Annotated in this window: 22 protein-coding genes; 11 read left to right on the top strand and 11 right to left on the bottom strand. The window is 51.1% G+C overall.

What is annotated here, in order from left to right:
• Positions 1–386 precede the first annotated feature (386 nt).
• The 3 genes from AC4IFB_RS17385 (at position 387) to AC4IFB_RS17375 (ending at position 2,823) form a co-directional block, all read left to right on the top strand.
• Positions 387–938 carry a CBS domain-containing protein gene (locus AC4IFB_RS17385; protein ID WP_490780840.1) on the top strand — a complete coding sequence of 184 codons (552 nt, stop codon included), beginning with the start codon at positions 387–389 and terminating at the stop codon, positions 936–938.
• 6 nt (positions 939–944) lie between these two features.
• The gene (locus tag AC4IFB_RS17380) at positions 945–2,288 is read left to right on the top strand and encodes an ArsB/NhaD family transporter (protein WP_490780839.1); all 1,344 of its coding nucleotides are present in this window, start codon (positions 945–947) and stop codon (positions 2,286–2,288) included.
• 76 nt (positions 2,289–2,364) lie between these two features.
• Complete coding sequence (locus AC4IFB_RS17375; RefSeq protein WP_490777808.1) at positions 2,365–2,823, top strand: CBS domain-containing protein; 459 nt, start codon at positions 2,365–2,367, stop codon at positions 2,821–2,823.
• A gap of 67 nt (positions 2,824–2,890) precedes the next feature.
• Here the strand turns inward: AC4IFB_RS17375 and AC4IFB_RS17370 are convergent, their stop codons facing one another.
• The 9 genes from AC4IFB_RS17370 to AC4IFB_RS17330 all read right to left on the bottom strand — a co-directional run bounded on the left by AC4IFB_RS17370 (position 2,891) and on the right by AC4IFB_RS17330 (position 12,541).
• A complete protein-coding gene (locus AC4IFB_RS17370; protein WP_490780838.1) occupies positions 2,891–3,481 on the bottom strand; it encodes a hypothetical protein in 591 nt (196 codons plus the stop codon).
• Positions 3,459–4,373 carry an ABC transporter ATP-binding protein gene (locus tag AC4IFB_RS17365; protein WP_490777810.1) on the bottom strand — a complete coding sequence of 305 codons (915 nt, stop codon included), beginning with the start codon at positions 4,371–4,373 and terminating at the stop codon, positions 3,459–3,461. The genes AC4IFB_RS17370 and AC4IFB_RS17365 overlap by 23 nt, the downstream gene beginning before the upstream one ends.
• A gap of 10 nt (positions 4,374–4,383) precedes the next feature.
• On the bottom strand, positions 4,384–5,208 hold the full coding sequence (locus AC4IFB_RS17360) for an ABC transporter permease (RefSeq protein ID WP_490777811.1): 825 nt from the start codon (positions 5,206–5,208) through the stop codon (positions 4,384–4,386).
• 28 nt (positions 5,209–5,236) lie between these two features.
• Entirely contained in the window at positions 5,237–6,268 is a 1,032-nt protein-coding gene (locus tag AC4IFB_RS17355; RefSeq protein WP_490777812.1) for a putative urea ABC transporter substrate-binding protein, read from the bottom strand.
• Positions 6,269–6,277: 9 nt separating this feature from the next.
• On the bottom strand, positions 6,278–7,480 hold the full coding sequence (locus AC4IFB_RS17350) for a toxic anion resistance protein (RefSeq protein ID WP_490777813.1): 1,203 nt from the start codon (positions 7,478–7,480) through the stop codon (positions 6,278–6,280).
• Between the two features lie 95 nt (positions 7,481–7,575).
• Positions 7,576–8,409: a hypothetical protein gene (locus AC4IFB_RS17345; protein WP_490780837.1), complete on the bottom strand. Its 834-nt coding sequence runs from the start codon at positions 8,407–8,409 to the stop codon at positions 7,576–7,578.
• Positions 8,409–9,959 carry an OmpA family protein gene (locus AC4IFB_RS17340; RefSeq protein ID WP_490780836.1) on the bottom strand — a complete coding sequence of 517 codons (1,551 nt, stop codon included), beginning with the start codon at positions 9,957–9,959 and terminating at the stop codon, positions 8,409–8,411. The genes AC4IFB_RS17345 and AC4IFB_RS17340 overlap by 1 nt, the downstream gene beginning before the upstream one ends.
• 38 nt (positions 9,960–9,997) lie before the next feature.
• Positions 9,998–10,804 (bottom strand): vWA domain-containing protein, encoded by an 807-nt coding sequence (locus tag AC4IFB_RS17335; protein WP_490780835.1) that lies wholly within the window; start codon positions 10,802–10,804, stop codon positions 9,998–10,000.
• Positions 10,805–10,828: 24 nt separating this feature from the next.
• Entirely contained in the window at positions 10,829–12,541 is a 1,713-nt protein-coding gene (locus tag AC4IFB_RS17330) for an ABC transporter substrate-binding protein (protein ID WP_490780834.1), read from the bottom strand.
• An 89-nt stretch (positions 12,542–12,630) separates the two neighbouring features.
• Between AC4IFB_RS17330 and AC4IFB_RS17325 the strand changes: the two genes are divergently transcribed.
• Entirely contained in the window at positions 12,631–14,154 is a 1,524-nt protein-coding gene (locus AC4IFB_RS17325) for an AAA family ATPase (protein ID WP_490780833.1), read from the top strand.
• 422 nt (positions 14,155–14,576) lie between these two features.
• Positions 14,577–15,266 (top strand): hypothetical protein, encoded by a 690-nt coding sequence (locus AC4IFB_RS17320; RefSeq protein ID WP_490780832.1) that lies wholly within the window; start codon positions 14,577–14,579, stop codon positions 15,264–15,266.
• A gap of 79 nt (positions 15,267–15,345) precedes the next feature.
• Here AC4IFB_RS17320 and AC4IFB_RS17315 read toward each other — a convergent pair whose 3' ends face one another.
• Positions 15,346–17,034, bottom strand: a complete 1,689-nt coding sequence (locus tag AC4IFB_RS17315) for a sigma 54-interacting transcriptional regulator (protein ID WP_490777820.1) — start codon at positions 17,032–17,034, stop codon at positions 15,346–15,348.
• Between the two features lie 422 nt (positions 17,035–17,456).
• Here AC4IFB_RS17315 and AC4IFB_RS17310 point away from each other — a divergent pair, with 422 nt between their 5' ends.
• From AC4IFB_RS17310 to AC4IFB_RS17295, 4 genes are all read left to right on the top strand, one after another.
• A complete protein-coding gene (locus AC4IFB_RS17310) occupies positions 17,457–17,807 on the top strand; it encodes a 2Fe-2S iron-sulfur cluster-binding protein (RefSeq protein WP_490780831.1) in 351 nt (116 codons plus the stop codon).
• A gap of 58 nt (positions 17,808–17,865) precedes the next feature.
• Entirely contained in the window at positions 17,866–18,792 is a 927-nt protein-coding gene (locus AC4IFB_RS17305; protein ID WP_490777822.1) for a catechol 2,3-dioxygenase, read from the top strand.
• A 162-nt stretch (positions 18,793–18,954) separates the two neighbouring features.
• Positions 18,955–19,152: a tautomerase family protein gene (locus tag AC4IFB_RS17300; RefSeq protein ID WP_490777823.1), complete on the top strand. Its 198-nt coding sequence runs from the start codon at positions 18,955–18,957 to the stop codon at positions 19,150–19,152.
• Positions 19,153–19,164: 12 nt separating this feature from the next.
• Complete coding sequence (locus AC4IFB_RS17295; RefSeq protein WP_490780830.1) at positions 19,165–20,118, top strand: ketopantoate reductase family protein; 954 nt, start codon at positions 19,165–19,167, stop codon at positions 20,116–20,118.
• A gap of 181 nt (positions 20,119–20,299) precedes the next feature.
• Here the strand turns inward: AC4IFB_RS17295 and AC4IFB_RS17290 are convergent, their stop codons facing one another.
• Positions 20,300–21,757 (bottom strand): C13 family peptidase, encoded by a 1,458-nt coding sequence (locus AC4IFB_RS17290; RefSeq protein ID WP_490780829.1) that lies wholly within the window; start codon positions 21,755–21,757, stop codon positions 20,300–20,302.
• 160 nt (positions 21,758–21,917) lie between these two features.
• Between AC4IFB_RS17290 and AC4IFB_RS17285 the strand changes: the two genes are divergently transcribed.
• Positions 21,918–22,814: an AraC family transcriptional regulator gene (locus tag AC4IFB_RS17285; RefSeq protein ID WP_490780828.1), complete on the top strand. Its 897-nt coding sequence runs from the start codon at positions 21,918–21,920 to the stop codon at positions 22,812–22,814.
• 90 nt (positions 22,815–22,904) lie between these two features.
• Entirely contained in the window at positions 22,905–23,195 is a 291-nt protein-coding gene (locus tag AC4IFB_RS17280) for a hypothetical protein (RefSeq protein WP_490780827.1), read from the top strand.
• Positions 23,196–23,499: the final 304 nt, after the last annotated feature.

The following is a 23,499-nucleotide window of genomic DNA, read 5'->3' as shown; positions in this document are numbered from 1 at the left end:
ATCCCTATAAAATTACTTTAACAATTTAAGAGTTGATAATAGATTTCTTCCGTCGCGGCATCATATAGTCGAATTTCGAAAAGGGATATAAGCAATAACCCTAGTATTTTATTCGTTTCCTTAGCGGGTACTTTCTATATGGTGTTCAGTATTACGATCGCAGTCTATACTGTGCCTAGGGATCCTCTGAACGAATCACGAACTCGCATCTTGGGGCGCCGTCTGCCTTTTACTGTTCAATTTCGTCGCAATAGTCGGCGGATAGGTGTAATTGAACCTCGGATTGACAGGTTCTGATCACTAATCCCTTCAGTTCAGGCTTTATCAGAGGTCCCCTTCTACCGCATACTTTATGAGGACTCAGATTCGTGACAGCAGAAAATATAATGAGCTTTCGGCTGAGAAAGCTCAGTCCGAATGATAAGGTGTGCGATGCTCTGCAGATAATGCATACCCATCAGATACGTAATCTCCCTGTGGTGGATGACGAAGGCCAGTTTATCGGCCTGTTCGGCATCCGCCGGATCATCTCACTGTTGCTACCGAAAGCGGCTCAGATTGACCACGGCCTGAAAGACTTGAGTTTTATGCCTGATGAGGTGGAAGAGTTATACAAGCGGCTGGGTGATATCGGGCAAAAGCCAGTTACGGAATATCTTGAGAAAAAGAAAAAGTTGGTGTTTTGTAAACCATCTGCGACCTTTCCCGAGGTACTGGAATTGTTAGATCAAAATATGGATACCAGCTTGCCAGTGATTATTGTGAAAGGTAAAAATAGAAAGTTGGTTGGAATGATATCTTCTTGGGATGTACTGGATAAATTGGTCATGAATATGGTTTCAGGGAGTCAGGATGGAGAACTGCAACATATATGTGGAGATTCTGTGAATGCAGAGGCAGAAGAGAACGTCGATAAAAGTTCTGAGAGCGAGACCTGATCGCTAATGCATGAAGAGCTAGAAATCGTTTCCCAGGTTGTTTTTGGATGGGACCCGTTGTGGGTCTCAACCATAATCTTTTTCGTCACCTATGCCGTCATTGTGACCGAGCAGATCAATCGTGCGATTGTTGCAGGGCTTGGTGCAGGACTGATGATTAGCCTTGGTGTATTGAATCAACAGCAGGCGATTGCTGGTGTGGACTTTAATACCCTGGGGCTGTTAACCGGCATGATGGTGATTGTGGCGATTACCCGGCGTTGTGGGGTTTTTCAGTTTGTCGCGGTCTGGTCGGCGAAGAAAGTGGAGGCGAGTCCCTGGGGTATCATGCTGATGTTGTCCGTGGTAACGGCATTTTTTTCAGCAATCCTCGACAATGTGACTACCGTCCTGCTGATTGCGCCGGTTACTCTGCTGATCACCGAAGAGCTGGATGTTAGTCCCTATCCCTATTTGTTTGCCGAAATCTTCGCTTCCAATATCGGTGGAACGGCAACACTGATTGGTGACCCACCGAACATCATGATCGGTTCTGCTGTCGGCCTTAGCTTCAATGATTTTCTACTGAACCTTGGTCCGATTTCATTGTTGATTCTGGTTGTGATGCTGGTTCTATTTTACTTTCTATGGGGGAAGGATCTGCAGGCAACGGATGAGGCGCGCCATCGGATAATGCAGTTCAGAGAGCGCGATGCCATTACAGATAGCCTGTTACTAAAACAGTCGCTGGTCGTTTTATCCCTGGTCGTTACCGGTTTTGTATTTGCGCATCCACTACAGCTTGAACCTGCGACCATAGCTATGTTTGGTGCTGGTATGCTGATGTTTTTGGTGAATATTGGTAAAAAGGCAGAGGAGCAGACTGAAGATGTGCACCACTCATTTGGCGAAGTGGAATGGGTGACCATATTCTTCTTTATCGGTCTATTTATCGTAGTCAGCGGAATTGAGCATGCTGGTTTGCTGGGTATGCTGGCAAATTATGTTATTAGTCTGACTGGTGGCGACATGGCAGTGACAGCGATCTCGATTATCTGGGTGTCTGCCGTCGCCTCAGCCGTGGTCGATAATATCCCCTTTGTGGCGACCATGATCCCGATGATCGAATCGATGGCGTCAACCTTTGGTGGTGCTGAGAATCTTATGCCGTTGTGGTGGTCACTGGCCCTTGGGGCATGCCTGGGTGGCAATGGCTCTTTGATTGGTGCCAGTGCGAATCTGATTGTGGCTGGTTTTGCTGAACGGGCAGGTCATAGAATCCGCTTTTTGCCTTTCATGGCGATGGCTTTCCCATTGATGTTGCTGAGCGTTGCAATAGCAAGTATCTATCTCTATATTCGATATCTTTGATGCTGTCAGCCAATACGCTACGGCTGAGTGTCATAACACTTATGGTCTGATTAGTAATATGCTGGTAAGTGATGTCATGATTCAAACCAAGGTTGTCAAAAGCGGAATGCTCGTGCGTGATGTATTTGCGGAGTGTGGCCGTGCACATGTTCAGGCATTGCCGTTCATTGATAGTAAAGGAGCGATCAGCGGTCGGGTGACGTTGAAGAATATTATGGAATTTTCATGTCTGCCGGAGCATATGGTGGATATGGCGCCACTTCTGGGTAGTTTTCTCTCCTGTGTGAATAATGCGGAGGAGAAGGTTAAGGAGGTGCTTTGTTCTTCAGTCGATAAGTATGTTCGTGATGCCGGCCGGTTTATCAATTCCGAAGCCCCTGCTATCAAGGCACTGGCATTTATGGAGAAGAACGATACCAGTTATCTCTTCGTTGTGGATGCAGGCCAATATATGGGTATTGTCACCATACAAGGTATCGCAGCACGGATGTCGGAGATGGCGGAGTGTCCACTGCCTGGCGCAAAGTCTGAGTAGTTTTTTATTGCTGACGAACTTTTGGCAGGCACATACTTCGGCTGAACATGGCTATTAAGGTGCAGGGTTAAAAACTTATAAGCCGGTTACTCGCTTTGTCCGTCGGATATCTACTCTTCTCGATTCTATAGTAGGCTTTGAGCAGATCCGGCTCCAATCCGATTCGCTCGCGGATCTGTGCGACTGGCATATCCATGTACTGATCATAATTTACCGCAGAAAGCGGGTGGCAATCCGAAATAAAGCCAAGTCTGGTGGCGTCCTTGAAGACCTCAATCTCTTCCTCGTTGAATTTATACGGCCCAGGGTAGAGATACTTTGCTGCGAGGGAAAAGAGTCGCTCCTCTGTGGAGCTGACTCGATTGGTACTGCCCATGGTAAAACCAATCACGAAAGCCTCATCCTTGGGTAGCATTCCCCGACCAAGTAACACATGGATGCAATCATGGGTTTCAAGATCAACAGCACCATTGAAAAGATCGATACCCGGAATATCGAATTTAGGATTCTCTACCAATTGGATAATCAAAGGAATATCGTCCTGACCCGCCTTGAGATGGGATGATTCCTTCAATATCTGGCGTAATGTCTTACTCTCTTCACTGAGCGGTACTATCCAATCGCGCCAGCTTACTTCACTGTTTTTTACTTCGTTCATTACTCTCTCTCAACTCCTCTTCGGTCAGTGTCTGGTAGGCGTTGGGATGGGTCAAATTGAATGCCTTGGCATGTTGAAGATATTCCGGGTTGAACCCCTCTTCTCTCACTTGTTGTATCAGATCACCAAACTCAGTGCTATGTTTAACCGCAGTACTGCTCATGTAGCGGGGTAGTGCATGATCGGCAACCACCTTGGAACCGCGATTGATCTCCTGGCCATCACCACGATCGTCTCGATAGTATTGGGACAGTACCAGTAGACGGGTACCTAGAAAGGCTGCCTCTTCCAGATCATGGGTGATGAAAAAGATGGTCATCTGTTGTTCTTCCCAGAGCTCGATTAGAAACAGCTGCAGATCCTCACGGGTATCGGGGTCGAGCGCACCGAAGGGTTCATCCATCAGTAACAGTTTGGGCTTCATAATCAATGATTGTGCTATGGCGACCCGCTGTTGCATACCACCAGAGAGTTCATGGGGATACTTATGACCGTGGGCTTCCAGTCGTACCCGCTTCAGGTAGCTGCGGGCTTCCTCCTCAATCTGTTTGTTACTCAACTTGTCGGAGCCGGCCCGTCCGCCCAGACGCAAGCCCAGCGTGACGTTGTCGAGCACACTTAGATGGGGAAAGAGAGAGTATCGTTGGAAGACGATGCCACGCTTCTCATCGGGGGTGCTGATCGATTCTCCGTCAAGCAGAACCCGGCCCTCGCTCTGTTGCTCCTCACCCACCAAAATGCGCAGTAGAGTCGATTTACCGCAGCCGCTGGGACCGACGAGGGTACAAAGCTCACCCTGATCCACCGACAGGTCAATATTGTCTAGCACCAACTTGTTGCCGTAGCGCTTGTAGAGATCCTCGATAATAAGATAGCGATTGCTGGTGTTCATGATCTTAGAATTAATTCTCCTCCCCTACATGCCAAGGGAAGAAGCGTCGTTCGGCCATGCGTAACAACCAATCAAAGAGGAAACCGAGGAAGGTAATCCAGAGCACGTAGGGCAGAATGACGTCCATCGCCAGATAGCGACGCACCAAAAAGACCCGGTAACCCAGCCCCTCATCCGCGGCGATGGCTTCTGCGGCGATGAGAAAGAGCCAGGCCGCACCGAGCGAGAGGCGCACTGCGATCAGTAGTCTGGGCATCACCTGGGGCAGCATAATCCGATAGGCGATCTCCAGCTGGGAGGCACCCAGTGTCAACGCTTTGGTGATCTGCTCCCGAGGAATCTGCCTCACCGCCAAACGAATATCCCGGCTGATGAGCGGAAAGGTACCGATAAAGATCAGCATCACCTTGGCCAACTCATCGACACCAAAACTGATAAAGAGGACAGGCAGTATCGCCAGCGGCGGAATCATGGAGATGAATGTGAGAAAAGGGTTGAAACCACGGTCCAAACCAGGGAAAAGCCCCATATTGAGGCCAAGTAGCAAACCGGTCACCGCCGACATAGAGAGGCCGATAAGCAGCCTTTTCAAACTGGCTAGAGTATCCGCAACCATCAGGTATTTACCGTTTCGCTTATTCTCCTGGAAGGCCATGCGCTCTACTGCGTTGGTCATCTGACTGATACTCGGTAACAGCTTGTCGCTGGGATTCTCCCGGTGACGTATTTCAGATGCGGTAAGGTATACCCCGAGCATCAGAGCAAAAGGTAAAATCGCAAGCAGCCACTTCAGCCAACCTGTAGGCTTTGCATGGATCCCGAAAAGGTTGCTCATGTTGTTTCCAAGCCCATTATTATCTCCGCTACTGCTGAACCTTCATCCACTTGCTGCTAAAGCGCAGTTTGATATTGCCGTCATCACCCAGCAGTTTACCATCATCGAACTGGATGCCGACAAAATCGGGCGATTCGGCAGTGTCGCCATAAAGCCCCTTGGCGAAGGAGAATTGGCGGACATGTTCCATGGTCTCCATGGGTTTGCTGGAAGCGACAAAGGCGACTGCATCGGCGGGCTTGTAGAACATGGCAGTAGTTGCCAGCTGGGCTTTGAATTCGGCCAAAGTGGCACCTGAGGCTGTGGCCATATATTCCATGGCCTGTTCAGCGGCAGCATCCTTCCCGGTAATCACAGCCAGGGTCTCGTACCAAGCACCACTCAGTGCCAACTTAAGACTATCTGGTGCATTGCTGCGCACTACCATCAGGTCGATGATCTCACCTGGAATATTGGAAGAGTCGAATACCAGTTTCGCCCCCTCAGCGTTGCGCGCCTGCATCAGTGGTGGATTCCAAGTTACAGCAGCACCGTTCTTATCGGAGACAAACAGTGCGGCGATGTCGGCATCACTGGTATTGACCAGCTTGACATCACGCTCGGAGAGGCCGTTCATGTCGAGTGCTCTGGCCAGTAAATAGTGAGAGACAGACAGCTCGACCAGATTGACGGTACGACCCTTGAGATCAGCCACTGTATTGCCACCCTTTATCACAATCCCGTCGTTGCCGTTGGAGAAGTCACCGACCACCACCGCTTCGCTGTCGATACCACCCACTGCCGGGATGGTCAGCGCATCCATATTGGTCATGGCGCAGGCGTCAAATTTACCGGCAGTATAGAGATTGATCGACTCGATATAGTCATTCACCAGTGTCAGCTCGATATCGATGTCATATTTATCAGCCCACTTTTTCAGAATGCCGGCATGATTGGCATAACCCCATGGTTCCCAACCGGTGTAGTGGGACCAGGCGACTCGAAAACTCTCCTTGGCTTGCAGCGAGTAGGGCGCCAGCACCATCAGGGCCAGCAACAGGGGCAGTACTCGTTTAATCATCTTCATCTCCTATTCAATGATTTCCAGTGGGAAGTCACCCATGGTCTCTTCCGCATTTTCGATCTTCCGGATCTGCTCCTCGGACTCTTTCGACAGCTTATCCATTTCGAGAATATTGGCGGCCATCTCAGGCAGTGCTTTCTGCCGGTAGCTACTGATATCATCCAGGGCGGTTTTGATATCGGCGAAGGCCTGTTTCAGAACTTCCACCTTGATTTGAGAACTGGAGGCCTGCTTTTGAATCTGTGCCCCTTGTGTCTTCAAGCGTTCCGCCGTTGAGGCTATAAGATTCTCGGTGGTGGTGTTGATCGCCTCCACCTTCTCCAGCACGATACGCTGATTGGCCAATGCCATGGCTAGGGTCGCCCCGACTTGCAGCGCGCTGACCGTGGTATTGAGCGCCCGATTCACACCCCGCATCAGCTCCTTGTTGTTGCGGATGATCATCTCGGTAGTTAGGAAACCCTGCTGATTTACCAACAACTGCTGTTGCAGGTCCTGGGTACGCTGACGCAGGGGGAAGAGCACCTCTTCGGAGAAAAACCTATGTCGTGGATCGTCCTGCAGGATTTCGGTATCAAGTCTGTTCTGCAGTTGTCGGTCGATCAGCTGAGCCAGTTGGATGGTGCGATCCAGCTTGTGGGTCAGCTCGCGCATGGCCTGCTGATCGGCAGTCAGCGTCACATTGTCCCGTTTGAGCTGCTCCCGTCCTGCTTCCAGTGAGTTAATAATGGCATCAATGGTGGTAGTAGCACTCTCGAAGCGGGAAAAGTAGCGTTTGACTGGGGTACCCACACCTGGGATGTAACCCAACACGCGGGTCACCCAGCCTGCCTCGAGGTTGATCTGGGCTGGGTCGAGATCCTCGACCTGCATTTTCAGATCGATCAGCGAACTGGCAACCGTACTGCCCTCTTCGCTGTCCTTCATCATTTTCGACAAGGGCTGCTTAAGCATGGCGCTGCGCCGAGCGGCCTCTCTCTGCAGATTCATGCCGATAGTTTCAACTGCCGCCTTCACCTGCTCCTGACCAGCATTGTCGTTGAGATCGGTGGAGATGATACGTGCCACCACATCCTCCGCCTGGGCCTCGAGTTTGCTGTCCACGTCGCTGCCTGTATCCTGCGGTACGGCAAATGGATCCTTGAGATCCAACTCCGTCTTTAGTCGTTCCTTATCTGCGAAGACCAATTCGTTGTCCTGTCCGCTCATGGATTAACTTCCTCCTCAGCATAGTCGTGCTGATTGTAACACGCCCCCATTGCGGGCAATTTAAATGTCTGTGCTGGAGATGCCCGACAGATCATTCAGCTATCGGTTTCATAATCGCCACTGCGGAGCGCCAGCTCTTCAAGTTCCAACATCGCCTCTTCTATATCCATAGTGGCCCGCCGGTCACCCAGATTGAGGGGAGCGATTGCTGCCATCACTTCATCCAGCTTGGTCATCGCCGTCTCATTCTGCGCCAACAGGGAAGCAATCTGCTCGTTCTGTTGCAACATCAGCGCCTGACGCTGGGAGAGTGCCTCCATCTCCTGCTTCTCGGCGGCATCGACCTCTCCGTCGCGAACGATCTTATCGACCCGTCGCTGGATATGCGAAAGATTAATTGCGTTCAGACCCCGCCGGATATGGGCGACAATGTTCAAGTTGTCGAGCCCCCCCAAATAGAGCTGTTCAGCCATGCCCAAGTAGCGTCCAAAGGTTAGCTCAGACGGTTTCAGCTTGCGTCGTAGCAGAGTGTCAAAGGTCTCGTATTTTTGCTTGAGGCGCTTAAGTTGTTCATACCCGTCGGTTTCACCGACCTCTTTCAGTTCCGCCTCCAGGGAGGCAAGGGAAGCGTGGGTTCGTCGCTCCAGTATCTCATGTAGTTTGCTGACATAATCGTTGGCATGATGTTCCCGGCGCAGGGTATTGTCTAGAATCCAGGCAAAGAGTCCGACACCGCCTCCAATCAGGGCAGGTAATAAGGGTGTACCCAGCAGCAGGGCCGAGAGACCACCCAATAAGCCTGCCGCCAGTGGGTAGAGCACATAGGGCTTCTGCGCTGTGGTAGTGACTACCTGGCGGGTGATGGCGCGGCGGGAGAAGTCGGGCAGGGAGCGGCTGTTTTTTTGCGCTTTCTTAAACTCTCCCGGCATCAGCGGCCTCCGCTCAACAGCGAAACCTCAACCCGTGGCAGACGGTAGGAATAGGCTCGGTTCGACTCTCCCGGTTGCCTGGACAGGGGTTTAGATGCCCCATAGCCGATCGCTCGCAAGCGGTCATCGTCGATACTATAGGTTACCTTTAGATAACGGGTGACTGCCTCGGCCCTGGAGAGTGAGAGCTTGAGATTCTGTTGCGGCTCTCCAGCCAGGCCAGTATGACCCTCGACCAGGATGCGAAAGCTGGGATAACGGCGTAACCGCTCCACGATCAGGTCGATGGTTCGTTTCCCCTCCAGATCGAGCAGCCCGGTGCCACGCCGAAAGCTGATCGGCTCCACCTTGAGGGTACCCACCCGGCGCATCGCCGCCCAGGCCTCATCGCTGAGCGGTTTGAAATCGTTGCTGAGGGAGTTTTCCCGGGAAACGCTGGCGCCGTTGGGGTAGGTCTGCTGATAGAGATACTGAATGAACTGCTTGCTGGTCAACCGGTAGGGATCGTCTCCTGGCACCGGCGAATGGTCAAAATCCCCATTCTCCACCAATACCTGGGCAGCTGCCTGAATCGCCTCGATAAGACCGTCATTACCGAATGTCTGACGTTGCAGCACATCAAACCAGAGGGTGCCATTCTCAGCCAACCCGGCCCAGGCCACCCCCTCCAACATGGGATCGACCTGATTCCTCTTCAGATCCGTCTCGTCAAGGATATCCTGAATCAATGTGCCCCGGCTGGCACTATAGCTCTCAAGTGTTTTGAACCAGGCATCCAGCAGGGCCTGAACCGCGTCCGCGTCCTGAGAGACCTGACGCCGACCGGCGATCAGGATGTCGACGATCAGTTTATCGGTATCCTCTGTACCGACCAACTTAACCATGCCCCTCTTGGCCAGTGCTCTGGAGACATCAGGCTCCCAGAGTACGGCTGCATCAACCTTATTATTGAGTAGCTGATCCAGGGCGGCGGCGGAACCGTCGCTTGGGGACTGCCACTTGTCATTGCCACGGTTGTAAAGACCGAGATCGAAATGGGCGTTCACGGACTTCAGCAGATGCTCACTCGGAGAAGCCGGAGTGAAAGCAATCTTCAAACCTTTGCTTTGGGTGAGGGCGTTGAGGTCGGCGATCCGCTCGCTGCGGGCGATGATGGCATCACCCCCCTTGGACTCGTCAATGACGGCGACGATGACCCCCGGGTAACCTCTGTTGGAGCCGTTCAACAGCCAGGAGTCGACTGTGGCGACAGCAAAATCAAGTTTGCCATCCGCCAACTTGTCAAATCGTTCAGCGTAGTTCGCCGCATCATCGATACACTGCAGGGTATAGCCGTGGCTGCGTAGATTGCGCCTCATCTCTGGTGAACAGAGGGGAAAGTAGCCGATCCAGTTGTCGACACCGATACGCAATACCCCACGGGTGGCGGCGGCATCTGAGGTGGAGCGCTGTTGCAAGGCGGTCCAGTAGGGCAGCAACAGCCGCAGTGCCCCAATGACCACTATGCCCACAACCAGTAGGCCAAGAAAGATCTTGAGGTGTTTGTTCATGCCCGCTCTATGCCTCCGTTACCCAGCCGACAGGCCGCTCATTCAAAACTGGAGACAGTGAAAGCTGGGGACTCCGCCAGCACGTCCTGCAGACCCTGTCGCAGGGCCTGCACGTTGTCTGCTGCCTGATAGGAGAGATAGCGGGGCTGGTTGAGCACATGCTGCCTGCCGATGCAAAAGCCGATGGTGTGCACATCGACAGGTGATTCGGTGAGGATCCTCTTAATGATCTTGTCTGGATACTCCCCTTCGCTGGCCTCGCCGTCGGTAATCACCACCAGGTGATACTCTCCGTAGCCAAGCTGTATCGAAGCCTGTCGGTTTAGGGCCTCATATCCGCGGGTGATCGCCGTCGCCAGAGGCGTGTTGCCACCAACCACCATACGCCGAGAGAGACCACCGATTGCCATGGGATTCTGTCTGCCGATGGGTAGCAACTCAGTGAAGCGCCCACCGTCAAAGGACATTACACCCAGATTCGCCTGCTGCGGCAGTCCCTCGGCAAAAGCCGACAAGGCGTCTATGGCCGCACTCAATCGGGAGGCATGGCCGGTGGCGCAGACATTACTCTTCATACTGCCTGAGTCATCAAGGATGACATAGTAATTTTTTGCAAGCTTGTCCTGCTGATCCTGTACGCTGGTGTCGGCCAGTTTGGGCCAGTCATCTCGCACTGCGTTGAGTCCGTAGGAGTTCAGTTCGACTTTGTCGAGACCGCTAGGGACTGGCGCCTGATTTGCCACGGTATTTGTTGGGCTGTTCTCTTCAGAAAAATAGATGTAAGCCAGTACGGCAGCGGCAACAATCAGAGTGCCGCCCCAGTTTCCCTTTTTCTTTGTTGCCATTGATATTGTCCCTTGGCTAGCGGATTAGAGTGGATTGAAGACCGAGGATTCCGCCTCGACCTGGAGGATGCGAAACTCAACACGCATGTTGTCGCGCCACTCCTTCTCTGTCTTCGGTGGGCAGGGATCCTGACCACAGACGCCATTCCTGGGTTTGGAGATGCCGTGACCCACCACCGCAAACTGACTCGGGTCGAGGGTGATACCCTTCTGCCCCGCATAGTGAGTGATATTGTCGCGTACCGCCATGGCGCGTGAGAGGCTGAGGTTCTTCGCCGCCTGTTTGACCCTGCCGAGTACGATGGAGGACTCACCAGACTTTTTCTTGCGCAGATAACCCAGGGGATCGCTGTTGCCCTCCACTGTGATCAGGGCGCCGCCATAGGTGGCGGAAAACTGAATCACCTTATCGAAGGCACTCTGATAGAGGTCGACTGCGAAGGTATTCTGATTCGGCTCAAAGAAAATCTCGAAGGAGAAGAGCTCACCCTCCTGCAGTGTTCCCTGCTGCTGCTTGCGGGCGATCACTGAGGTCACCTGGGAGCTATCGAAACGGGGTGACTCACTGCGATCAGTAAACCGCAGTTTCTGTTTAAAAAGGTTGTAGTCCCATCCCGCCTGAGCAAGATTCACACGCCCGTTCAACAGGCCCAAGCCTATCAGGCTGGTCTGAATCTCAGAGGAGAGCTGCTCCAGGGAACGAGGATAGTTGGGGTTGGCGAAGAAATCCGTATTACCCTTCCACTCCACAAACTGACAGTCACCATAGAGACCCTCTGCATCGGCCAGAGCCAGCGAGCTGTCGAGCAGTAACTCGGCGGATGTGGTGAAGGTCTTCTTGTAGCCGCTACTGCCTTTACTGGCAGCCAATTCACGCAGCTCTTCGGCCCCCTGCATCAGTCCGCCGACAAAGGCCTCCACCTGTTTACGGTGCTGTTTGAAATAGTCACTACGTACCACATAGACGTCAGAGATCACCCGGTTAGCGGTTCGTGTGGAGAGCAGAATCCGGGCGCCACGTACAGATCCTTCCGCACCGGTACCGACGGTACCTCCCGAGGTCAGCAGCATGGCATCCGGCGTGATGGCGAAGGCTGCGTCCACTTCTCCTGTCTGCATCGCTGCCATCGGGGTGTTGTCGGTGCCGGTCAGGTCGGGATACCACTTCAGTTTGACATCCTTCAGGCTCAATCCAGCATCAGCCAACAGCCGGCTCATGTAGTAGACATGGGGGCCGTAGGCCTGCACACCGATGGTCTTACCCTTGAGGTCAGCGGCGGTGCGGATCTTACTGTTGACCGCCAGAGCATCGCCGCCAGCGGACCAGGTTAGCTGATAGACCACTACTGGCTTGGTGCGGGGATCGGCTGCAAGCAGTTCACTGGCCATATTGATCATGCCCAATGTGCCGCGCAGATAGGGCGACTCACCTCGCATATAGGACTTGACCTGGTTGGCGAAGACATCCTCTCGAACCAGTTCGAAATTAAGCCCGGCCTTGGCAAAGATACTACCTTGGCGAGTCTTGCGAGCATCGCCGTTTGCCAGAATGGTGGCAATATCGCCCCCCCAAGTGATTAGAGGCAGTTTGATGGTCGATCCTGCCCGGATGTCACCTACAGGAGTCCCTGCAAGTTGCTTTTTCATCGCCTCGAATCTGACCGTTTGCGGTGCAGCGAGCAGCGGCAGGCTCAGCATGAGCGAGAGACAGGTCATTAGCGCAAGCATTTTCTTCATTATCGAATCCCTGAAGTGACGCAACAAGATGGCCTGCAATCCGTCTCTATTTCGGTTCAAGGTTGAACCAACGCAGAGGAGCGGATAGATTGGCCGGACTGAACTGGCATTGTAATGATCTAAACCAACGCAGACAAACCTCGACCCAAATGAGCGACTTACAGGACATAGAACTGATTATCAGTTCCGGAACATCTCTACTCTTCATTGAAACCGACGACGAAAAGCAGGTTGAAGCCCTGTTCGAACGTCTCGCCACCCGGCTGGGACGACAGCTTTGGCGTTGGTCCGTCGCGAGCGGCCTGAAGAACTTGCATAACAATCAGACCAGCCATCTCGACATACGGGAACCTTCCAAGGTTCTTGGAGAGGTGGCAGGCCGCACAGTGAGCGCTATCTACCTGTTGATGGATATTCATCACTGGCTCGACGATCCTCTGACTCTGCGACAGCTCAAAGAGATCGCTCTCGGCAACCCCAACCAAGCCCTTGTTCTGGTCAGTCATGCCGCCGAGATACCCGACGAGTTACGTTCCCTTGCCGCCAAATTCCAGCTCTCTCTGCCTGGCCGGGAAGCCCTGGAAGAGCTTCTGCAGGAAGAGAGTCAGGCCTGGGGCCGACAAAACAAGCGCAGCGTCAAGGCGCGGCAGGAAGTGGTCGACACCCTACTGGGCAACCTCACCGGGCTCACCCTCAATGATGCGAGGCAGCTGATTCGCAACGCTATCTACGACGATGGCATGCTCACCGAGCAGGATCTGGACACACTGGCGAAGACAAAATATCGGCTACTCGATGGCGAAGGGGTGCTCTCCCTGGAGCTCGACACCGCTAAATTCAACCATGTGGCCGGTCTGCATAACATGAAACGCTGGCTCGAGCAGCGGCGGGGTGTTTTCCTCGCGGAGCAGCCTCCGGTGGGACTCGATCCCCCCAAGGGAGTGCTGCTACTGGGGGTGCAGGGAGGTGGCAAGAGCCTGGCAGCCAAGTCGGTCGCCGGCAGCTGGGGCGTACCCCTGCTGCGTCTCGATTTCGGCACCCTTTACAACAAGTACTATGGTGAGACCGAGCGCAATCTACGCGACTCCCTGCGGACAGCCGAGTCGATGTCACCCTGTGTGATGTGGATCGACGAGATCGAAAAAGGTATCTCGGGTGACGGTGACAGCGGCCCCTCCAAGCGCGTGCTCGGCACCCTGCTCACCTGGATGGCAGAGCGAAAATCCCGGGTCTTCCTGGTCGCCACGGCCAACGATATCGAGATGCTGCCGCCGGAGCTGCTGCGCAAAGGACGTTTCGATGAGATCTTCTTTGTCGATCTGCCGGACGCAGCGGTGCGCGAGGAGATCTTTCGCATCCATCTGGATATACGTGGACAGGACCCTGCCGCCTTTGATCTTACTCTGCTACAGGCTGCCAGCGAGGGGTTCGCCGGGGCTGAGATTGAACAGGCGGTGGTGGCCGCCCTCTACGCCTCACACGCCACCAAGGAGCCGCTAGATACAGATCTTATTCTGCAAGAGATCAAACAGACCAAGCCTCTCTCGATATTGATGGCGGAGAAGATCGCCTATCTGAGAAGCTGGGCGGCAAACCGCACCGTGCCAGCCTAGAGACCTGAAACGTTCAACTGATTTTTTTAGGTTCAAGATTTGCATGAATTCAGATATGAATATGTATGGTGGTCTGTCGCTTAAAACTACCTGATCATGGGGATGGTTCAGGGAAAACAGAATCTCTAATCAATGCTCTCTTCCTGTTGTGACTCACTGAATGTTAAAGCCCTGTAGCACGCATCTGCTGCGTTGTGATGCTTGAGAATGGAACAAACATTCTGTTTCAGGTCACGCAGAGGTTCCCTTAACTTGTGATTAGTGTCTAACCATGTTGGACAATGACAAGATATCATATTGGATGCTAATGAATAGCAACTGCAAATAGATTTGCGGTTTAGGGAACTCTTTAACATATTTGTTCGTACATGATCATTTATAGATTTCCTTGGTAACTACTATTATCAGGCTGGAACATTGCAATGGAAATTCTACCTAAGAGGATCTATGAGACTCTAAAAGATAAAGGCGTTTCATCAATATGGCATGCAGATAGTGTTGAGAATACATGCCTTTTCCTTAAGCATCGCTGCTTGATGTCACGTGACTATATTGAAAAACTTGATTCACAAAGGACGATGCTGAAGCCAAGTCATAGCAGTAATAGTTATAGCGATAGGAATGATATATTTGCTGATTCCTTGGATATACACAAAAGTGCTAACAAAGCACATAGTCATGGTCCTGTGTTATTCGAGCTTGATATAGAAATCATCAAAAACACATTTACAGGAAAGGTCTGGGTTACAAAAAGCAATCCTATGGAATGGGACAATAGTACTCACCATGAGAATAGATGGTTTGTCTCTGCCAATGACTTGGAGAGTAATTTTTCATACGGGAGCTTTGATCATATGGTGGTTTTTCGCCATTGCGCTGGAAAATTACCACTTCTTAGCTATCTGAACAGGGTTGTAATCGATGATCCGAAGCTGCAAACAGATCAACACCAGGTAGATTATTTCAGTATGGCTTACGGTGCGATAAAGCTTTCCATGAGAGAAGGTGGCTTTGATGTTCCAGTTGAAAGGAGAGCATGTAACAAAGGCTGCGAATGTTTAAATAACTATAAAGGCGGGGTTGTGCGCCTGGATGGAATGTTTAGTCTTTAAGTGGCCCCGGTTATTTATATGGGCACAAGCAGTTAATAGAGGTGCCCATATGTCGGTTTTTTATCGGGTGCCCTTTACATCATGCACCATACTTCTTAAGACGATAGGCTATCTGCGGTCGGGTAAGGCCGAGCATGCGACCAGCGGAAGCAAGATTACCCCTCGCCCGATCAACTGCCCTGTCGAGTAAACTGTTTTCCAGCAATGCCAGAGGTATGTTCTGGTCTAACAGTTGATCCAGCATTTGATCAAGGGGCAGGCCAGCTGTCTGTGGGGTAGGGGAGTCTGTGGTCTGTCTGCTTTCTGCTGTGATTGCTGAAGAGGAGTCGATGTTGATGCCTGGAAATAGGTTTGGAAGATCGATATGAGTGTCGTTGGTGGCAATGATCACGCCACGCTCTATGATGTTCTCCAGCTCACGGATATTACCTGGCCAGTTATAGTTCCTGAGGGAGTGTAGTGCCCGCTCGGTAATGCCAGGGATGCGCTTACCATGCAGCGCCGTGTACTTCTCCAGGAAACGGTTGACCAGGGCTGGTATATCCTCATCGCGCTCCCGTAAAGCGGGGATCAGAATAGGGAAGATGTTAAGGCGATAGTAGAGGTCTGCGCGGAACTTACCTTCGTCCACGGCCTGTTGGAGTTCGACATTGGTGGCCGCTATCAGTCTCACATTCACTTTTCGGGTTCGGCTGTCGCCGATGCGCTCAAACTCCCCCTCTTGCAGTACCCGCAGCAATTTGACCTGGGCGGCGGGGGAGAGTTCTCCCACCTCGTCGAGAAAAAGTGTGCCGCCGTGGGCTCGCTCGAAGCGTCCTGGTCTTGAGTGTTGAGCGCCGGTATAGGCTCCCTTTTCGACACCAAAGAGCTCAGACTCGATCAGCGACTCCGGAATTGCTGCACAGTTGATGGCGATGAAGTTGCGTTCTGCGCGGGAACTGATGCCGTGTAGTGCGCGGGCGAACATCTCCTTGCCGACACCAGTCTCACCAAGCAGCAATACCGTAACATTGCTCTCCCCGGCCTTCTTCAGCATTTCGCAGGTCTTCAGAAAGGCTGGAGCACTGCCTACCATGTCTCCGGGGGCTGTCTCCTCATCCAGCGAGTAGCGGAGATGTGCCACCTCCTCCTGCAGCTTCAGTAGTTGATCTGCAATATGGTCGGGATTGAAGTATTTGAGATCTCCTTCCACGTCGCCATCCCAGTCGTCGATCGGTTTGCCCACGTTGCGGCAATGACGATCTCCCATGCCGCAGCACTCAGGTTCGCGGTAGAGGATGAAGCGACCGACAATCTCACTGGTGTAGCCAGTGGCGTAGCCGACCTGGGTCCAGCAGACCGATTCGGTATGTACGCCAAACTGTTCGATGTGTACATCCGCCTCGTAGGAGTTCTCCCAGATCAGGTCGCCGAAATATTTACCATTGGTGATGTCGATGTCGATTTTGATGGGAGAGACTTTGACGATACCCTCCAGCATATGGAGCTTGGGGCCCATCAGCATCAGCTCTTCGTCGGAGGCGTTTGGCATCATTTTGCGCGCGAGTTTGGCATCGCGAACCCCGGAAGCATAACCCAACCGTGTGAGTAGTCCCCGTGCCCGTTCGATGCCCAGAGTCTCAATTAACTCTTTACGCAGGGAGCCCATGGCGCCAACGTGGAGCATGATCATGCGTTGGTCACTCAGTAGTATGCGACCCTCCTCCAGGGAGAGGTTCAGTTCAGAGGGGAGATCGAATTGGGAGCTCAGGTCGATTTTGATGGTCATAGGGTCGCCTCGGGCCTAGGAGATTTTCCAAACTGATTATTTGGTGAGATAAAGATATCACGATATCGTTAGAAAGTTATCATATGATCACAATATCTTCTTTTGTTTCAGTATAGTCATAAAATAACAGTATAAAATAACGATTGAAAATATAAATATCGATATTAATTGCAATAACAACATTGTATAAGGGTTATCCCTTAAAATAGTTATCATTTGATAACATATAGCGTTCAAAACACCACTTTTTCATTGACCTTTGTTGCTGGTCACCCTTTCAGTCCTGCACGCTCAGCCATCCTCTCTATCCCGTCTGGCACAGATTCTGCTCTAAGCCATTCAAGGTCTGCTCACTCACCGAACGGGTGGTAAGTGGCTGGAAATACCGACTATGTATACAACATTCAACGAAAGGGGGTGCGATGCAACACCGGATCATCATCGAAAATTCTACCGAAACCTATCCCTGCTCAGAGAGCCAGACCCTGTTGCAGGGGATGGAGAAACTGGGCCGACGAGGCATACCCGCCGGTTGTCGGGGTGGTGGATGCGGTGTCTGCAGAGTCCAGGTGAACTCAGGAACATTTCTAAAGCGAAAGATGAGTCGCAGTGTAATCAGCGAGGCTGACGAATCGAATCAGATTGTGCTGGCTTGCCGCTGCATTCCCACCAGTAATCTGTCGATCACTGTGGTGGGAAAAATGGAGAAGTCCCTGAGACCGGATTTAGCAATCGATCCCGAAGATGAAGTGTGTATTAGCAGTGTCGGCTGATGGCCTTGAGACAGGCTCAATAACTATACGATTTTCACAAAACAGAGAGGATTTCAATATGGCATTTAAAGGCGTACTCCGTCCTGGACTGATACAGATTCGCGTACTGGATATGGACGAAGCGATCAATCATTACCAGAATATTTTGGGACTCAACATCGTCAGCAAAGAGGCTGATGGCCGGATCTGTCTCAAAGGCTGGGACGAATTTGATCACCATAGCGTGGTGCTGCGTCAGGCTGAGAGCGCCGGACTGGACTATGTTGCTTTCAAAGTCGACAGTGATGATTATCTGAAGCAGATTGAACCCAAAATTGTTGCCTGGGGTCTCGAGGTGGATCATGTACCTGCAGGCGAGCAGCCGGGATTCGGACCACGTATCGGCTTCACGTTACCGACTGGACATCGCATCGAGCTCTATCATCAGGTTGAATTGTCTGATGATCATCCCGGTATCAACAACCCGGACATCTATCCCCGTCGTCCTGAGGGTATGGGCGCCAGCCGTTTCGATCATCTGCTCTGTTACGGCCCCAACATCGGCAAAGCGCGGGAGTTCTTCTGTGACGTGCTCGACTTCTATCAGCCTGAGAAGGTCGATATGCCTGAGGGCGATGACTCTCTGGCTATCTGGCTCACTGCCAGCAACAAGGCACACGACATTGCATTTGTAGAGCACGAGGAGGCTGGCAAGCTGCACCATGTTGCCTTTCTGCTACAGGATTGGAATGAAGTGGGCGCTGCTGCTGATATCATCTCCATCAACGACGTCTCCCTCGATATTGGGCCGACCCGTCACGGTATCACCCGCGGTCAGACCATCTACTTCTTCGATCCCTCTGGCAATCGTAATGAGGTCTATTGTGGTGGCTACACTGCCTATCCTGATCATCCGGTGCGAACCTGGGACTTTGATCAAGTCGGCAAGGGTATCTTCTATTATGAGCGCACTCTCAATGACCGCTTCCTTACAGTTCTAACCTAAAGCGCTACAGTCATTGGGCTGCAGATCAAATGGCCGGCGGCTGTCAAAATGGTAGCCGCCTGCTTTTTGTCAGTGTTAACAGGCCCTAGTATGAGACGGTAGAGTCTCAACCGTAAACGTAAACAGTGATCCTTATTCATAATCATTTAAAGAGGTCAACCCATGCCATTGATTCAGGCAACTATCATGGAAGGTCGAACACAGGAGCAAAAGGAGGCCTTCTATCAGGGTATCACCCAGGTCGTGGTGGATACGCTCAAGGTCAAACCGGAGCAGGTCCGGGTCATAATCCAGGAGGTGCCGAAAACCCACTGGGCCATCGCTGGAATTTCAGTGGCTGAGCGAGATGCTAAGCCCTAGACTCCTTATCCTATGCGCTTTTTAATCCTTGGTGCCGGCGGCATCGGCGCCTACTATGGCGCACGTCTTCTGACTGCCGGTCACGAAGTGGTGTTCGTTGCCAGAGGGGATCATCTGACGGCGCTTCGTGGTAATGGCCTGTCGGTGAGCCACCCGGAGTTCAACTTCGACGGGGCGGTGGATGCAATCGACCAGCGTGCCCTGCTCGAAGATTGTCAGGCCAACGATTTTGATCTGCTCATACTGACTGTTAAAGCGGGCGCAACAGAAGCAGTGATGGCTGAGCTCGAGCCCTGGCTCGCCAGTGCCGACACAGCGGTGTTGTCACTACAGAACGGCGTAGATAACGAGATCATCATAGCCTCCCATATTGGCAGTGAGCGGACAGTGGGTGGACTCGCAGTACGCATTGGCGGCCATATCGTCACGCCTGGTGTCGTCGAAGCCACCGGAGTGGCGCAAGTGGTGATGGGGGCGTGGAAGCAAGCGGAGGATCATCCGCGCTTGCAAAAGGATTTGGAAAAAGTGGCCGATTGTTTTAACCAGGCCGATATCCCAACCACTCTGAGCGAATCGATACAGAAGGCGTTATGGCGGAAGCTATTGATCAACAACGGGGTCAATCCACTGAGTGCCCTGACAGGCCTCGACACACGAAGTCTGACAGCTCATCCTGTACTGACCCGTACCGTCTATCAGTTGATGGAGGAGGTGGCAACTGCCGCATCCGCTGATGGTGTTTATCTGACGAAGTCTGATATCGACGAGATGTATCAGCTGATCTGTCAGTTTGATGCCATCAAGACCTCCATGCTGGTAGATCGGGAGAAGGGAAGGCCGTTAGAGTTGGATGCCATCAGCGGTGTGGTCGTGGCTCGTTGCCTAAAGCTGGGGAGAGAGGCGCCGATGACCGCATTGATCTACACACTGTTGGAGAATCAGTTGACAGCCGATAGGGAAAGTTGAAGGGTGCAGTGACCCTTGCATCGGTGAATCACAATCATCTCAGGTCGGTCTGCTTGTTGTTGAGTGAGCAAAGAGATTGCCACTGATTGCATATCTCTACCGCTATCAATGGTTCCCACGCCAAACGATGCTGTAAAACCATCTCTTGCTCCCTTTTTCAGCCTAATTTCATCAGCGTCTATCAGTCGCTCATGCACGATGAAGGGTTTGACCAGGATTCACAACTCCCTGAAGGATAGGTCTGTTGGGGAATACCTGCTTCGTATTCGGCCACACCTCCCAGCTGGGCAAGTTTGGCACGGATCTCATCACCAACGAAGCGTTGAGGTATAGAGGGCGTACGATGCTCTCTGTGCTCTTTTTCATCTATCCATTTTGCGGCAATATCGAATGCCTCGACAAAATCAGGTTGTCTATCCAGGGCATGTTTGAAATAGGCTGTGCCAAAATCGGTAAACTCACTCTTGGCACCGCAACCGAATGATTTTCTGTCCTTGGCTGCGGCTGTAATGATCAGTGTCTGAGGTGTGCGCAAGGGTTCGATGAATCCCCCGGAGTAGCAGCTTGATACCACTATTACACGCCAACGAATGCCTGCATCATCCAGAGCCTGACGTACCTGCGTGGGGGTCAAGTCGTCCAGTGGAACAGGGCCAAAACTGACTGAAAATTTATGCTGCTTACTGCCGTGTGAGGTCATGAAAAGAAACAGCACATCCTCGTCAGGGTCAATGATCTTGCCTACCACATTTAAGCTGTCGGCCAGATTGTGACGGTTTGCCAGGGGGTAGCGATCCAGGGTGTCTATATTGTTTACCAGCACCATCGATCGTCCGGAGGTGTCAAAGCGTCGATCGAAAAGATCACGTACATACTCGACCTCATTGAGAAAGACCTTCTCCAGGCCATATCCTCCCACTACCATTAAGTAGAGATCGGGTTTTCCTGGCCGTTGGGGCATCAAATCATTCAACGCGCTATCAACCAGTGAGTATTGATTATAGAAAAGATCCTCCACACTAAGATCATTTAGCTTTGAATAGGTGTTCTCACTCTGTGTGGGCTCATCGCTATACCAGAGTAGGCTATATGGCAGAATCCAAGAGCTTGAAATGGAGAGTAACAGACTCAAGACAGCCAGATAGGCCGCCTTGCTAAAGGCCTCCATCAGGATGATTCGCAACAGGCGAAAAACGATGAAGAGGTGCCAGATGAGCAGTAGTAACAGCAGGCTGCCGCCTCCTACTGGATGGTTATAATAGAGTTGTTCGGGTAGTGTGAAGAGATGGAAGACAACTGTAATGAGCGGCATTGAAGCCAGGAAGGCCAACAGCAGCCTGCCTGTGTCGGTGGAGTCAGCTCTTGCCAGTCTGGCCATTAACATCAGGATCAACAGATCAAACAGATAGGTGGCGCCCAGGTAGTTCAGGCCATATGTGGAGAATAGCGCCGGTTTTTCCGCTGCCAGGTAAGGGATTATGATTTCGAGGCAGAGCAGTAGGGCCAAGAGCCAAAACCCCTGGTCGATGGAGTAGACGAAATTATTCCGTGCTACTTTCTGCCCAGTGGCAAGGCGCAATCCTGCTTTGAGATTGATGGTTACTGCGATAAGTTGTTTTAGAATAGAATTTACATCCATGGTTGCTCTCTGTATTCCCTTTAGTATCACAACAGGCATCGGCAGCAGGATGAAAATCCTGAGTTCTTTATTAGGGCTGATACAATTAGTGTTAACAGACCCTGGTAAAGGGTAATTCACTGCATATTATACGGAGTAACTGACAAGGACGAGAAGAAGAATGCAGAATAAGAATTGTCTAGCTCAATATTGCGAAAATAGTATTCTTGAGATCCCCAAAGCGCTCTTTGATATGCGGGATGTCAAGCCGATACTACATAGTGATGAGTCTTCAGTGTTCTATAAAGATCTAGATAGGGATCTGATCAATATTGAGTTCCATACCAGTGTTCCCTGTTTGGTATATATCAAGTCAGGTAAGGAGACTATTACTACAAGTGATAATGAATCGTACAACATTGGTCCGGGTGAAGCTGTTTTTTTACCTAAAGGATTGAACTTATACTCAGACTATATACATGAAGAGGATGGTCTAAAGGCGTATCTGGTTTTCTTTGGATCGGAAGTGTTATCCAGGTTCTTGTCCCATGGTCCTATGAATTCATTGTCAATATCAAATCAAGATGCCATTTTAAAAGTAGAGATTGATAATGTTGTGGCGGAGTATTTTGTCTCACTACATTCGATTTATGGTTCATTAAATAATTTACCTCATATAGGGGAGATTAAACTTTTAGAGTTGTTGTATCTACTTGATATTCATGATGACGGAAACCTGAAAAAAAGTTTAATAGCTGTTCAAAGAGGCAGGGCTAAGCGAAACATAAAGCGTTTGATGGATCAATATGCCTTATCAGGTCAGAGTGCTTCAGAGCTGGCGGCGCTATCTGGGCGTAGTATCTCCACCTTTAATCGTGAGTTTAAGGCGCTTTATGGTACGACCCCAAAACAGTGGTTGATTGAGCAGCGTATCTCCCATGCCCATGCATTACTAGCAAAACAGTGGTCTGTAACTGCCACAGCTATAGAGGTCGGTTATTCAAATGTTTCACATTTTATTTCTGCATTCAAAAAAATGTATGGCATGACACCACAACAGATGAAAGACAAAAGATGAACAGAAAACCGTATTTATGACCGTTTCCTGGTAGTGATGTTGATGTTAGACAAATAAAGTATCTCCTGATTTAACTGACAGGAGATGGATATGAATAAAAAAGTAATTATTGAATCAGTTGTAAAGAAGAGCGCTTATGATAGTTTGCTGTCGTTTCTGCAGAGCAATTTGTCAACAGTCAGGGGGTTCGAAGGTTGTTTTGGGGTTAGGGTTTTCTTGGATAAAGAGTCCGGAGAGATGATTTTTGATGAAGAGTGGTTGTCAGTTGATCAGCATCAGAAATATATAAAATTCATTGCGGAAAATGGTGTCATGGACAAGTTGATTGCCCATCTTGAGTCTCCTCCAAAGATTAAATATTTCGATCACCTGACTATCTGATCCATCTTGCAAGAGAGTGTGGATCTTGTTTTGAATCAGCTAATCCTCTGGTGTGAATAGAGAGGAATAGATCATTATTTACAGCTGGCAATCACTAACAAGTTCGATCAGGTATCTTTATATCTACATGACCCTCTGTTACCAGTTTGTACCTAAACCTACTCTAAAAGCCCCTCTCCCTTTACGGGAGAGGGGTTGGGGAGAGGGTGCGCGCGAAGCGCTTATGACACTGAATCCTATGCGGTACGATCTGATCAATTCTTGTTGTGCTGAGTAATGGTCTGGATGATGGTGTTGTTGAACT

This window comes from Candidatus Thiodiazotropha sp. AKIB8 (assembly GCF_058244675.1).
Note: the sequence above shows the minus strand (reverse complement) of the source record. Positions and strands in the feature narration are given on the sequence as shown.

Bases quoted from the DNA above. Each gene is read 5' to 3' on its own strand.
- AC4IFB_RS17385 (WP_490780840.1), top strand. From the start codon at position 387: ATGAGCTTTCGGCTGAGAAAGCTCAGTCCGAATGATAAGGTGTGCGAT.
- AC4IFB_RS17380 (WP_490780839.1), top strand. From the start codon at position 945: ATGCATGAAGAGCTAGAAATCGTTTCCCAGGTTGTTTTTGGATGGGAC.
- AC4IFB_RS17375 (WP_490777808.1), top strand. From the start codon at position 2,365: ATGATTCAAACCAAGGTTGTCAAAAGCGGAATGCTCGTGCGTGATGTA.
- AC4IFB_RS17370 (WP_490780838.1), bottom strand. From the start codon at position 3,481: ATGAACGAAGTAAAAAACAGTGAAGTAAGCTGGCGCGATTGGATAGTA.
- AC4IFB_RS17365 (WP_490777810.1), bottom strand. From the start codon at position 4,373: ATGAACACCAGCAATCGCTATCTTATTATCGAGGATCTCTACAAGCGC.
- AC4IFB_RS17360 (WP_490777811.1), bottom strand. From the start codon at position 5,208: ATGAGCAACCTTTTCGGGATCCATGCAAAGCCTACAGGTTGGCTGAAG.
- AC4IFB_RS17355 (WP_490777812.1), bottom strand. From the start codon at position 6,268: ATGATTAAACGAGTACTGCCCCTGTTGCTGGCCCTGATGGTGCTGGCG.
- AC4IFB_RS17350 (WP_490777813.1), bottom strand. From the start codon at position 7,480: ATGAGCGGACAGGACAACGAATTGGTCTTCGCAGATAAGGAACGACTA.
- AC4IFB_RS17345 (WP_490780837.1), bottom strand. From the start codon at position 8,409: ATGCCGGGAGAGTTTAAGAAAGCGCAAAAAAACAGCCGCTCCCTGCCC.
- AC4IFB_RS17340 (WP_490780836.1), bottom strand. From the start codon at position 9,959: ATGAACAAACACCTCAAGATCTTTCTTGGCCTACTGGTTGTGGGCATA.
- AC4IFB_RS17335 (WP_490780835.1), bottom strand. From the start codon at position 10,804: ATGGCAACAAAGAAAAAGGGAAACTGGGGCGGCACTCTGATTGTTGCC.
- AC4IFB_RS17330 (WP_490780834.1), bottom strand. From the start codon at position 12,541: ATGAAGAAAATGCTTGCGCTAATGACCTGTCTCTCGCTCATGCTGAGC.
- AC4IFB_RS17320 (WP_490780832.1), top strand. From the start codon at position 14,577: ATGGAAATTCTACCTAAGAGGATCTATGAGACTCTAAAAGATAAAGGC.
- AC4IFB_RS17315 (WP_490777820.1), bottom strand. From the start codon at position 17,034: ATGACCATCAAAATCGACCTGAGCTCCCAATTCGATCTCCCCTCTGAA.
- AC4IFB_RS17310 (WP_490780831.1), top strand. From the start codon at position 17,457: ATGCAACACCGGATCATCATCGAAAATTCTACCGAAACCTATCCCTGC.
- AC4IFB_RS17305 (WP_490777822.1), top strand. From the start codon at position 17,866: ATGGCATTTAAAGGCGTACTCCGTCCTGGACTGATACAGATTCGCGTA.
- AC4IFB_RS17300 (WP_490777823.1), top strand. From the start codon at position 18,955: ATGCCATTGATTCAGGCAACTATCATGGAAGGTCGAACACAGGAGCAA.
- AC4IFB_RS17295 (WP_490780830.1), top strand. From the start codon at position 19,165: ATGCGCTTTTTAATCCTTGGTGCCGGCGGCATCGGCGCCTACTATGGC.
- AC4IFB_RS17290 (WP_490780829.1), bottom strand. From the start codon at position 21,757: ATGGATGTAAATTCTATTCTAAAACAACTTATCGCAGTAACCATCAAT.
- AC4IFB_RS17285 (WP_490780828.1), top strand. From the start codon at position 21,918: ATGCAGAATAAGAATTGTCTAGCTCAATATTGCGAAAATAGTATTCTT.
- AC4IFB_RS17280 (WP_490780827.1), top strand. From the start codon at position 22,905: ATGAATAAAAAAGTAATTATTGAATCAGTTGTAAAGAAGAGCGCTTAT.